General features: G+C 47.3%; 10 protein-coding genes. 3 read left to right on the plus strand and 7 right to left on the minus strand.

Annotated elements, in window-relative coordinates; genetic code table 11:
* Positions 1-35 precede the first annotated feature (35 nt).
* The 6 genes from INP78_RS09775 to INP78_RS09800 all read right to left on the minus strand — a co-directional run bounded on the left by INP78_RS09775 (position 36) and on the right by INP78_RS09800 (position 6,710).
* Positions 36-524: a hypothetical protein gene (locus INP78_RS09775; RefSeq protein ID WP_194741997.1), complete on the minus strand. Its 489-nt coding sequence runs from the start codon at positions 522-524 to the stop codon at positions 36-38.
* A 340-nt stretch (positions 525-864) separates the two neighbouring features.
* The gene (locus tag INP78_RS09780; protein WP_228522790.1) at positions 865-2,310 is read right to left on the minus strand and encodes a phosphomannomutase; all 1,446 of its coding nucleotides are present in this window, start codon (positions 2,308-2,310) and stop codon (positions 865-867) included.
* Positions 2,297-3,709, minus strand: a complete 1,413-nt coding sequence (locus tag INP78_RS09785; protein ID WP_194741998.1) for a mannose-1-phosphate guanylyltransferase/mannose-6-phosphate isomerase — start codon at positions 3,707-3,709, stop codon at positions 2,297-2,299. The genes INP78_RS09780 and INP78_RS09785 overlap by 14 nt, the downstream gene beginning before the upstream one ends.
* A 33-nt stretch (positions 3,710-3,742) precedes the next feature.
* On the minus strand, positions 3,743-4,717 hold the full coding sequence (gene galE / locus INP78_RS09790) for a UDP-glucose 4-epimerase GalE (protein WP_194741999.1): 975 nt from the start codon (positions 4,715-4,717) through the stop codon (positions 3,743-3,745).
* 18 nt (positions 4,718-4,735) lie between these two features.
* Positions 4,736-5,902, minus strand: a complete 1,167-nt coding sequence (locus INP78_RS09795; RefSeq protein ID WP_194742000.1) for a nucleotide sugar dehydrogenase — start codon at positions 5,900-5,902, stop codon at positions 4,736-4,738.
* Between the two features lie 46 nt (positions 5,903-5,948).
* Entirely contained in the window at positions 5,949-6,710 is a 762-nt protein-coding gene (locus INP78_RS09800; RefSeq protein ID WP_194742001.1) for a WecB/TagA/CpsF family glycosyltransferase, read from the minus strand.
* A 248-nt stretch (positions 6,711-6,958) separates the two neighbouring features.
* Between INP78_RS09800 and INP78_RS09805 the strand changes: the two genes are divergently transcribed.
* From INP78_RS09805 to INP78_RS09815, 3 genes are all read left to right on the plus strand, one after another.
* On the plus strand, positions 6,959-8,638 hold the full coding sequence (locus INP78_RS09805; RefSeq protein WP_194742002.1) for an FAD-dependent oxidoreductase: 1,680 nt from the start codon (positions 6,959-6,961) through the stop codon (positions 8,636-8,638).
* Between the two features lie 13 nt (positions 8,639-8,651).
* A complete protein-coding gene (locus INP78_RS09810) occupies positions 8,652-9,623 on the plus strand; it encodes an NAD(P)-dependent oxidoreductase (protein ID WP_194742003.1) in 972 nt (323 codons plus the stop codon).
* A 200-nt stretch (positions 9,624-9,823) separates the two neighbouring features.
* Entirely contained in the window at positions 9,824-10,600 is a 777-nt protein-coding gene (locus tag INP78_RS09815; RefSeq protein ID WP_368667986.1) for an acyltransferase family protein, read from the plus strand.
* Positions 10,601-10,616: 16 nt separating this feature from the next.
* Here INP78_RS09815 and INP78_RS09820 read toward each other — a convergent pair whose 3' ends face one another.
* On the minus strand, positions 10,617-12,035 hold the full coding sequence (locus INP78_RS09820; protein ID WP_194742005.1) for a hypothetical protein: 1,419 nt from the start codon (positions 12,033-12,035) through the stop codon (positions 10,617-10,619).
* Between the last annotated feature and the right edge of the window lie 231 nt (positions 12,036-12,266).

A 12,266-nucleotide genomic window follows, 5' to 3' on the forward strand; every position in this document is an offset into this window, starting at 1 on the left:
CCCTCTCCTCAATTAAAAAAACAATAAACCTTTAATTAAGCAGCATGTGATTTACGCAATGACACCAGACCCATCATGGTCAGGCCAGCCAGCATCAACAGGCCCAAATCCGGCTCTGGTACTGGGGTAGTCACATTAAAGCTCAAATAATATTGACCGCCGCTAAAACCATCTGCTGAGCCAGTCACACGCAACTGGTAGAGGCCTGGCGTCAGGATGGAGGGTGTAGTCACCAAATTGTTGTCCACATCATAGAGACCATAGCTGAAGCCTTCATCGATGATGTTGTATGAGAGATCTTCGATTTCTGTAATCAGAAAAGAAAAATTACCTGCCACTTGCATATCCAGGTCATAGATATCGCTGAATGTGAAAGCATCTTCGACGCCTGCATCGCGGTTAACAGTCGCCAGGTAATCCGTGGTGCCATAGCTTAAAGCGAGGCTGGTGGCGTTGGCATGACCAGCAAATGCAAACAAAGCTGCAGAAACAATTGATAACTTTTTAAACCAATGCATAAACATGGTATTTCTCCTCAGTACAGTTAATTATTAGCCATCTTATTATGTCGTGGGGCTGATTTATATAGCCCATCTTGGCCAATCATTTTTTATTTTATTGCTATATAAGCAAAAATGAGGCCAAGTGTAAAATATCACGTAACCACATGATTTTATTTATATATTTATGTGGCAGCTATTTAAGTGATGTCGCGATGTGTTTGTTTTGCACCACTTCTCAGAGCCGGATGCGTGCTATGCACCATTTCAATGCACAGTATTTTACAGCGTCTTTACAAAAAGTAGCAAAAGAATTTGTCAGAAATATGACAAAGATGCCGATATTTCTGACCTGTGAAGTGATTTACAGAGATGCAAGTTGCTGTAATGCCTGTTTGACCAAGGCTTGCGCGGCGATGACGGAATCGCTTTCGGCATAACAGCGTAACTCAGGTGCATTGCCAGACGGACGTAAATGAACGATGTTGCCAGACTGACAGGTCACTCTGAGGCCATCTGTGGTGTCAACGCCGGAAACCGTTTCATCCAGATTTAGCGCTTGCAACATTTGTTGTGCTGAACTGGACCAGTTTTCAAGCAAGGCCTTACTTTTTTCTGTTGCAAAGTTTTGCAGTCGATCGCTGGCCGTATAACGTTGCGGCAATGCAGCCACCAACGCAGAAAGCGGTTGGTTTTGGCGTTTTGATTGTGCCAGCAGGCAGACCACAGGCAATACCGCATCGCGGGTTGGCAGGGGTGCTAATGTTGGATAAGCAGGAACGGTTGATCCTAACAGAAAGCCACCGTTCGCTTCAAAACCGGCGACGCTGCTGGCGCCGGTTTTTTGCAAGGTTTCCATGCCTGCAATCACATAAGGCGAACCTATGCGTGTGCGGGAGACTTGCTTAAATGCACCACTGGCCTCGATGGCCGTGTTACAACTGACAGGCACCGCCAAATGGGTGATATTGAGTGCCCTTGCTGTCAGCAGTCCAACAATATCGCCGCGTAACCACTGCCCTTTCTCATCACTCATCAAAGGCCGGTCACCATCGCCATCGGTAGAGATAATCGCATCTATGTCGTATTCACTGGCCCAGTCCAACCCTTTCTGCATATCTTCAGCAGAAACCGCCTCGGTATCAATGGGGACAAAGGTATCCGAGCGCGCCAGGCAAATAACTTCGGCGCCCAATTCGCGCAGCAGTTGCGGCATCAAATCGCGACCAACGCTGGAGTGTTGGTACACTGCCAGCTTTTGGCCTGCGAGTGCGCCCTCGCCCAGCAAGTCTTTATAGCGCTGCATATACGCATTTCTGGCCACAGGGTTTTCTGCAGGCAACGCGGACGATACTCCAGCAAACGGCTGTAACTCAGAGGCCAGCATGGCACTTTCGTCTGCCTTGCTGATTTCACCGTCGGGACGGTAGAACTTGAGGCCATTGCGGTCAAACGGGATATGGCTGCCAGTGACCATGATGCCTGGTATCTGGCTGCTTTGTGCAAACAAAGCCAATGCAGGGGTAGGAATCGCCCCGCAAAAAATCACTTCCAGGCCGAGTTGTTCGAGCATGTTGGCACAAGCCGTAGCAATTTGGGGGCTGCTAGGACGCAAGTCAATGGCAATTGCCACCTGCTTAAAGTTAAAAGACTGCTTGAGTGTCTGGATAAACGCTTGCGTGTAAGCGGCACACACTTCGTCTGTCATGGCAGTCACCAAACCCCTGGCACCACTGGTGCCAAAGGCCACACCGCTTTGCTGCATCACTGCTTGTAACACATGAGTACCTTGCATCTTAGTTGCGGCCATAGGTGTCTTCATAACGGACAATATCATCCTCGCCCAAATAGCTGCCGGATTGCACTTCAATCAAATGCAATGGTAATTTGCCTGGGTTTTCCAAGCGGTGCGTGGAGCCAATCGGGATGTAAGTCGATTCATTTTCGGTGAACAGCTTGGTCTGGCCATCGACGGTAATCATGGCCGAGCCACTCACGACCACCCAGTGCTCGGCGCGATGATGGTGCATTTGCAGCGACAGTTTCTCGCCAGGTTTGACCATAATCCGCTTCACCTGGAAGCGCTCGCCAACATCAATGCCTTCGTACCAGCCCCATGGGCGATAAACGCGTGGATGCATTTGATGCTCAGTACGGCCACTGGCCTTAAGGTGGTCGACAATATTTTTCACATCCTGCGCACAGTCCCTATGCGCAACCAGCACGGCATCTCCGGTTTCTACAATCAGCAAGTCCTCCACGCCAACAGCTGCGACAAATCTGTGTTCAGCGCGTATTAGCGTATTCGTCACATTTTTAAGAAACACATCGCCACGTATTGCGTTACCAGACGCATCATTGGGCTGTACGTCTTTTAAGGCAGTCCAAGAGCCGACATCATTCCAACCCATACTTGCCGGGACAACCGCCGCCAACTTGGTTTTTTCCATGACTGCGTAGTCAATCGAATCTGAAGGTGACTCAGCAAATGAAGCTTCGTGCAAGCGCACAAAATCAAGATCCTTGTAGCTTTGCTCAACCGCTTGAGTCACAGCGCTCACCATGGCAGGAGCGTATTGTTGTAACTCAGCCAGGAATACAGTTGGTTTAAACAAAAACATACCGCTGTTCCAGTTGAAGTTGCCAGCGTCCAGATATTGCTGTGCGGTGGCAGCATCTGGTTTCTCTACAAAGCGCGCCACCTCAAAACAGCCATCCGCAGTAGTCAGGGCATTGCCGGACTGAATGTAGCCATACCCCGTTTCAGGCTGCGTCGGCTCAATACCAAACGTCACCAGTTTGCCCTGCTCGGCAGCAACGCTGGCACGGCGCACGGCGGCTTCAAAGGCCGCCACATCTGTAATGACATGGTCGGCAGGCAATACCAGCATCAAGACATCTTTATCTTTTAAAGCAATGGCTGCCGCAGCGATGGCTGGTGCCGTGTTGCGTGCCACGGGCTCCAGTACAATCGCTTCAGGATTTAAATTAACCTGACGCAGTTGCTCCGCGACTAAAAAGCGGTGGTCGTTACCACAAACAACAATCGGTGGCTCAATTTCAGCCCAACTGGATAAACGCAATAATGTCTCTTGTAGCATGGTGTTTTCGCTGACCAATGGCAAGAGCTGCTTAGGCAACACTGCGCGGGACAATGGCCACAATCGCGTCCCGGAACCACCAGAAAGAATCACTGGAACAATTTTCATCTTTATCAACCTTATAGCTGTATTTTGAATGCGTTAATTTGACTGTTTGCGTTCCCACTGCCAGGCATGTGAGACGATGGTATCCAATGCGGTATAGGTCGGTTGCCAAGCCAAAATGCTTCTTGCACGCTTGGCATCTGCTACCAGTCGAGCCGGATCGCCCTCGCGTCGCGGACCGTTAATCACGGTCACCTGCTTTCCTGACACTTTCTGAACAGCATCAATCACCTCCTGCACCGAGAATCCTGAGCCGTTACCCAAGTTAAAGCGGTCACTGCTACCACCTTTGGTTAAATACTCCAGCGCGGCCAGGTGGGCAGAACACAAATCGACAATGTGGATGTAGTCGCGAATGCAGGTGCCATCTGGCGTATCATAATCGCGGCCAAATACCTGAATATTGTCACGGCGGCCGGAGGCGGCTTGCAAGATTAATGGAATCAGGTGTGTTTCCGGATCATGGCGCTCACCCAGCTGCCCTTCAGGATCAGCGCCTGCTGCATTAAAATAACGTAGGCAGACTGAACGTAGGTCGAATGCCTTGTCATAATCTGCCAGCACCTGTTCAATCATCCATTTCGAGCGGCCATAAGGGTTGAGTGGACGGTTAGGATGTGCTTCATCAATAGGCACATAATCAGGCTCGCCAAACACTGCGGCAGTCGAAGAAAAAATAAACTTCTTCACTTCAAACTCGAGCATGACATCCAGCAGGTTCAAAGTGTTGGTGACATTATTGCGGTAATAAATGTCCGGCTTGCGCACAGATTCGCCTACCTGGATATAAGAGGCAAAGTGCATCACTGCCTCAGGCTGATACTGTTCAAATACCTGATGCAAGCCCTGCGTATCTGCCAGGTCGCCTTCAACAAACGTACCGCCCAGTACCGCATCCCGATGGCCACTGGATAAATTATCCAGTGTGATGACCTCATGGCCTGCACCCAGCAACATTTTTACCATATGGGAGCCAATATAACCTGCCCCGCCAACCACTAACACACGCATAGTTCTATCCAGAAATGATTAATCGCTGCCAAACAGGTCACGGGTATATACTTTGCCTACAACATCAGCCAATTCCTTGGCTTGCCTGTTGGCAATAATCACATCCGACATCTGCTTGAACTGGTCAAGATCTTTAATAACCTTAGAATTAAAGAACTCAGCTTCTTCCAGCACTGGTTCGTAGACCACCACTTCAATACCGCGTGCCTTAATCCGTTTCATAATGCCCTGAATGGAAGATGCCCTGAAATTATCTGAACCGGCCTTCATGATTAAACGGAAGATACCAACAACTTTGGGACTTCTCTTGATTACGCTCATCGCCACAAAGTCTTTACGTGTCGTGTTTGCATCAACAATGGCGTTGATCAGGTTTTGAGGCACTTGTGAATAGTTGGCCAGCAACTGCTTGGTATCTTTAGGCAAGCAGTAACCGCCATAACCAAAGGATGGGTTGTTGTAATGATTGCCAATGCGCGGATCCATACACACACCCTCAATAATCTGGCGCGTATTCAGGCCGTGCGTCTCAGCATAAGTGTCCAGTTCATTAAAATAAGCGACACGCATGGCCAGGAAGGTATTGGCAAACAGCTTGATCGCTTCAGCTTCTGAGCTATTGGTTAATAAAATAGCTGCATCTGGCTTCAGGCAATTGCCTTTGAGCAAATTGGCAAATTTTTGCGCACGGTCAGACACCTCACCGACGACAATCCGCGATGGATACAAGTTATCGTAAAGCGCTTTGCCTTCGCGTAAAAACTCAGGCGAGAAAATCAGGTTGTTGCAATTGAGTTCAGCGCGGATTTTTTCCGTATAGCCCACGGGAATGGTGGATTTAATGACCATCACCGCATCCGGGTTAATCGCCATCACATCTTTAATCACCGCTTCTACTGACTTAGTGTTGAAGTAATTGGTCTCAGCATCGTAGTCTGTTGGAGTCGCAATCACCACAAACTCAGCATTTTTATAAGCCTCGTTTTTATCGGTGGTCGCTTTAAAGTTTAGCTGCTTATTTGCTAAAAAATCCTCAATCTCACGGTCAACAATCGGTGACTTTTTCTGATTCAGCAGTGCCACTTTTTTCGGCACAATGTCCAGCGCAACCACTTCATTTTTTTGAGCCAATAAAACGGCCAACGACAACCCTACATAACCACTACCCGCAATTGCAATTTTCACAGTGGCTCCTTCAATATTTCTAAACTAAATTCTTTTTGTGACACCGTTATTTTTTCATCCACTCACGGATAAACAGCCGTGGGAAAATAATGGCATCTACGGCATATCTTTTGACCAGGCGTTTGGGCTCGGAACACATTCTGTGCAGCCACTCGAGGCCAGTCTTGCGCATCCACATTGGCGCTCTTGGTTTATTGCCAGCCAGAAAGTCAATGGTGGCACCTACGCAGAGTGCTACTTTAACAGGGAGTTTGTGTGCATGTTTGTCTACCCAAATCTCTTGCTTGGGTGCGCCCAGGCCAATCACCAGTAAGTCGGCTTTCGCCTCTGCAACAGATTGGCAGATACGATCACAATAGGCGGGATCTTTTTCAAAGCCAAAATCCGGGCTCAGGATACCCACCACTTCGACCACAGGCCATTGTGATTTGATATTCGCTGCAGCCACCTCACCCACGCCTGGCATGGCACCGAGCAGGTAAATCCTCAAGGGCAGTTGCTGCTGTTGAAAGCGTTCAAAAATATTCGGGACAAGGTCACTGCCAGGAACCGTTTCAGGCAGTGCTTTTCCCAGAATTCTGGAGGCCAGCACTACTGGGCGGCCGTCTGCAACTACCATGGCAGCATGGTCATAAGCCTGTTTAAACGCGGGATTTTTTTCAAGCAGCACAACGTGGTCGACGTTAGGGGTAACCACATATTTACAGTCGTTGTCCCCAAACTGCAGCCACTCCTGTAACACATCAATAGCGCCATTCATCGAGAACTTGTGAATGGTGATTCCAAACATTTCTATGGTATTTGACATAAACAGCCTGAGACTCGACACGGTTAATTATGTTGGTGAACAATTGCGTAGGATTACGTAAAAATTTATGATTATTTTTTCAGTCGCACGTGAATAAAAAAGAACCTGTGTGATATGGTATAACCCATCAGGATTATGCGATATAAGACATTTAACCTATTCCGAAAGCAGCATCACTGCTTACACCTCATCTACAGTTTCAATAATAACGCTTATTTGTGAATTTTTTTAAGTGATTTAACAAAAATATGATTAGCAATTTAAATAACCTGCCCTCCGGTTCAACGATTGAAGCTGATGTCTGTATTGTCGGGGCAGGCGCAGCAGGCGTATCCCTTGCACTCTCCTTGTCTGGACGGGGTTTGAAAATCCTGTTGCTGGAATCAGGCTTTGAATTTGCTGATGACAAGACGCAAGACCTGTATGCCGGAGAAGTGGCAGACGAAAAGTTGCACAGTCCGCCTGACAAATATAGGCAACGCAGATTTGGTGGCTCAACGACGATTTGGGGTGGTCGCTGCATGCCGTTTGATCCGATTGACTTTGAGCAACGTGAATATGTGCCCCACAGCGGCTGGCCTATCAGTTACCAGGATCTCGCGCCTTATTACGTGACGGCAAACAAATTGCTGGAAGCTGGTCGCTATGAATACGATGCTGACCAAGTCTTTGACCAGGAGCAACAGGCGGCAATCAAAGGATTTAAAAGCGACATCCTTAAAACCAACAATCTGGAGCGGTTCTCTTGCCCGACCAATGTCGGTGATCGCTACCAGCACAGGCTCGCATTAGCAAAAGATGTAGAAGTGCTGTTGGGCGCCAACTGTACAGCCATCCGTCTCGCAGCCGCAGGTGAGCATGTGCAACAACTGGACATTCAGAGTCTTGCAGGCGCCAAGGCCACCGTTGTCGCAAAAAGAGTGATTCTGGCCACGGGCGGGATTGAAACAACTCGCTTACTGCTCGCCTCCAATGATGTCTGTCCCAATGGGATTGGTAACCAGCATGATCTGGTCGGTCGTTACTATCAGTGCCATATCGCCGGCAATCTCGGCAAGTTAACCGTGGCAGGGGCAACCAGCAATGTGCGCCATGGTTATGAAGTCTCGCCAGAGGGGATTTATTGCCGCCGCCGTTTTGCCCTCACGGCAGAGACCCAGCGAAAAATCGGCGCGGGTAATATGGTCGCCAGGCTGCACTTCCCTAAAATCGTCGATCCATCACACAAAATTGGCGTGTTATCTGGCTTGTTCCTGGCCAAAAACTTTATCAGTTATGAATATGGCAAGCGCCTAAAAGATGGACAATCCAGCCTGGGTATATACCTAAAGCACTTTGCCAACATCATTCTTGATCCTGTTGATACTGTTAAGTTTTTAGTTCACTGGGTGACCAAGAGGACCTTGGCCAAACGTAAATTTCCTTCGGTTATTTTAAATAACAAAAGTAACCAGTTCACGTTTGAAATTCATGGTGAACAATATCCTAACCCAAACAGTCGAATTACATTAATTGATGAAAAAGATGTGTTTGGCATGCGCAAGGTGAAAGTCGACTGGAAATACCTGCCGGAAGACATAGAGTCTATCCGTCGCTCGCTCAAGCTGTTTGTACAAGAGATCAATCAAAGCGGTTTGGCCACATTTGAATTCAACGACGAGCAACTTGAAGAAGATTTAACCCGGTTTGGTGCCTATGGTGGCCACCATATTGGCACCACCAGAATGGGCAATACCCCGGCAACCTCTGTTGTGGATGCAAATTGCAAAATCCACAATGTAGATAATTTATATATCGCCAGTGCATCTGTGTTTCCAACCAGCAGTCAGGCTAACCCTACCCTGACCATTGTCGCCATGAGCTTACGCCTGGCAGATCACATTGCAGACACGTTGCACGCTGGCAAAGCATCGTATTCAATCATCTAGTTAGGAAGTACGTATGAAAGTCTTAATCCTTGGCGCCACCGGTCACGTGGGCAGTCGCCTGCACACGCATTTGCAAAATGCAAACATGACATCTATTGCTGCTTCCAGGGGCAGGATGCGTAACAATCTAGATAACCACGTTATTCTTGATAGCATGAATCTGTCCGCGTTGACCAAGCAGTTGCAAAGTGTGGATGCCGTTGTTAATTGCGTCGCCGGGGATAAAAATTCGATAGGTACTGGTGCACAAATATTGACCCAAGCCGCGCTGGCCGCAGGCAAGCCGACGATCGTGCATTTAAGCACCATGTCAGTATATGGTGCCAGTGAAGGCGTGATTACCGAAGACTCCCCTTTTGATCCAGATTACAACTGGTATGCCGCTGCCAAATGCGAGGCTGAAAATCACATGCAAGCTTATGCGCAGGCGGGTGGCAAAGTCGTTGTTTTTCGCCCGGGCTGCATTCATGGTCCAGGCAGTGTGCAATGGGTAGAGCGGATTGCCAACTTGCTTAAAGCTTACCGCCTAGGCGACTTGGGTAGTGCTGGAGATGGCTGGAGTAACCTGGTGCATGTTGATGATGTCGTCAAAGCCATTCATTTCGGACTTGAGATGCCATTGACAGCAGGGGAAATTCAGCACTTCAACCTGTCTGCGCCAGATAGTCCAAGATGGAACCAATATTTTATTGACCTGGCGCAGGCGATTGATGCAACGCCGGTCAAACGTATTCACCCGCTACAACTCAAGCTGGATTCCAAAGCATTCAGTCCTGCAGTCAAAATCTCTCAAAAACTGCTCAGCAAGGCAAAGCAAGGTCATTTGGCCAGCCGGTTGCCAGAGCCACTGCCCCCCTCTTTGGTTCGGCTGTTCAAGCAACATATTTTTCTGGATGCGCAAAAAATCTCGGCCAACCTTTCATTCATGACTTATGAGCAAAGTTTATTAAGTTCTGTTGAATGGTTGAAAAATGAGCAACGTTAATCATCTGACACGCTACGCCTACCTCGATGGCTGGCGCGGGCTCTCAATCCTGGCTGTGCTTATCGGCCACTTTCTAAACATCCATGGCTTCAATGCTGGCAGATTTGGGGGGGGAGATGTTTTTTGTATTAAGCGGGCGCCTCATGGCGGAGATTTTATTTATAAAGCATACGCCTTTGCCCAGCTTTTTTTAAAGACGAATCTCACGCGTATGGCCTACGCTGTTTGTATTCATTATTGCTATGTGGGTTATTTTTGGCAGAACAGAAAATGGCTTGCATGTTGGCTATCAAAGTGTGTTGGAAACACTGACGTTCACCTATAACTACTACAGCATTTATGTAGCACACACGCCAGTGCTGGATCACATTTGGTCACTCTGCATTGAAGAGCACACTTATATATTGCTGGCATTGATCGCCTTTTTATCGAGAAAATATCAATTCGATCCAACAAAACCGCTCATTGCACTATGCTTGGTTTTTCTGGTGAATGGCGCGCTACTTACTTTCGGCCAGCACCTGGAGTATTACAATGTGTATTGGCGATCAGATACCAGGAGTGCTTCAATTTTGATTGGTGTGATCAGCTTTCTGCTGTTTAACCAGTCAGATAAAAAGGTGCATCCTCTCACCTCTATCGCCCTGCTTGCGCTGGCAGTCGCATTCAACCTGAACCCTATCGCGGACCCGATCAAATATAGCCTGCGAACCATTTGTGTCGCGACTGCCATTTGCACGATCAAAGCGTTACCCGATTACGTGATGAGATTTTTATGCCACCCTTTGTTAACCAGAATCGGGCTGATTTCATTTTCGCTCTACCTATGGCAACAACCTTGTTACAAAATGATTCATCAAGGACACTCCAGGGTCTTCCTGGTAGCCGCAGCCTTCATCATCGCTGCCTTTAGCTACCACTTTATAGAAGTGCCTGTCAGAAAGTTTCTAAATGAGTTGGGGGCTAGTAGAGCTTAGGTGATTGCCTTGTTAGCTACTCAATACGCACCAGAGAGCCCGATACGCTAGAGGGCTCTCCCACCCCGCTTGATATAATCGTTGTGATTTCAAAGTCATCAATTGGCCATGAGAAAATAGCTGATTGTCCATCACTTAAATAGCCTGAGTCATAAACAATTAAGTCATTCTTTTGGGGATCGCGAATAGTCAAACGTAATTTCCCGCCCCCTGTTGTATTTGCGCTAAGCTTGAAGTTTTCTCCTTTTTTAGGTCTAGCCCATGAAACATGTGTAATAGAGCGTCCTGAATAGTTGGATTGGATAATTGTTTCATCACTACTTTCAAAAACAACTGCCTGCTGATAGCTATTGAAGTTACCAAGCATTCCGCAAGAGTTTATACAGGCATCACTATCTGCCTGATAATTAAACCCCCTTGCCCAAGGTCCTCGCATTGACAAAACATTCAAATTTCGTTTATCTGTAAAGTTATTGCCATTCCCATCTACCCAGCTTTGCACAGAAGTCACCATGCGTAATGCCTTTTGAATAAGTGTATGTTCATAATATGCGGAACCCGTAGATTGTGTAGCCGCTCCAATTTCAGAATAAATGACATAAGGGGTTCCGTAGTTTCTATCCACAACATATGCACCATAAGTCTTTAATGTATTTGCAATTTTCTTCAAAAAGGGGGTTCTAATTTTTGACAGATCAAAGTTTGCAGGCAGCATCAATAAAGCCCCTTCAGGAATTTGCCCTGTGTTTGATGCTAGATTCAGATCTGCTGCAGTTGATGGATAAGTATAGCCAGGGCTCGATGACAACCCGTTATAAGTTAAAGACATTGATAATGCATGTCTAAACATAACATCCCCGTCATTCACTTCATGAACACGTATCATCCCAGCACATGCAGGTATACCAACCGCCCGCCCCCCTTGGTAAAAGTGGGCAGGATCACCCCAGCCACGCCCATCCAAGGGTGCCCATGCATATAAAAGTGATGTCCACTCGCCATTAATTAGTTTTAGCTTATAAAACGAGTGAATGACTTTATTATCGACATCTATGACGTCTGCGTGACCATCAGAACCCGTGGCAGGTATCACATTGGCTGGCCAATGGGGAATAGTCAGTTCTGAAACCATCTTCTCAGCATCCCGGTCGTGAATCCCACCATAGCCTGGACCAACCTTAATTGTCATGGCTGCGTCAGAGGCATCGGCATAAAAGCATGAAGCAGAAAACGCTGGCGTATTTGCTGTTGGATTGTATAGAGAATCAGGAATGATGTAGTTTGAGAATGTGGGTGACACCGGAACACTGTTCCATAACGAATCTGCAGTGAAAGGCCGAGCATAACTACTAAACTCAATTGCACCAGCGTTAAAGCTTGATAACACGATCACGAATAGCAGTGCTTTTTTGCTGATTCCTTTTACATTTATCATTTAGGCTCCTTAGCATCAATTTGTCTAACCGACTAACGGTTAAATTACAAATTTAAACTATACACCACAAATGTAAATTTAATTTAAATTGCGATATAAGGCCAGACTGTTCTCAAGCGCTGTTAATCTGCAGTCAAATGATTTAATGTGATAAAAGTATAAAAAAGACAAATCATCCAGCACTGGCTTGCCGAATGCGCAAGGATTTCATGATTTTGCATGAGTAGTCAC

Source organism: Methylophilus sp. 14 (assembly GCF_015354345.1).
Classification (GTDB): Bacteria; Pseudomonadota; Gammaproteobacteria; order Burkholderiales; family Methylophilaceae; genus Methylophilus.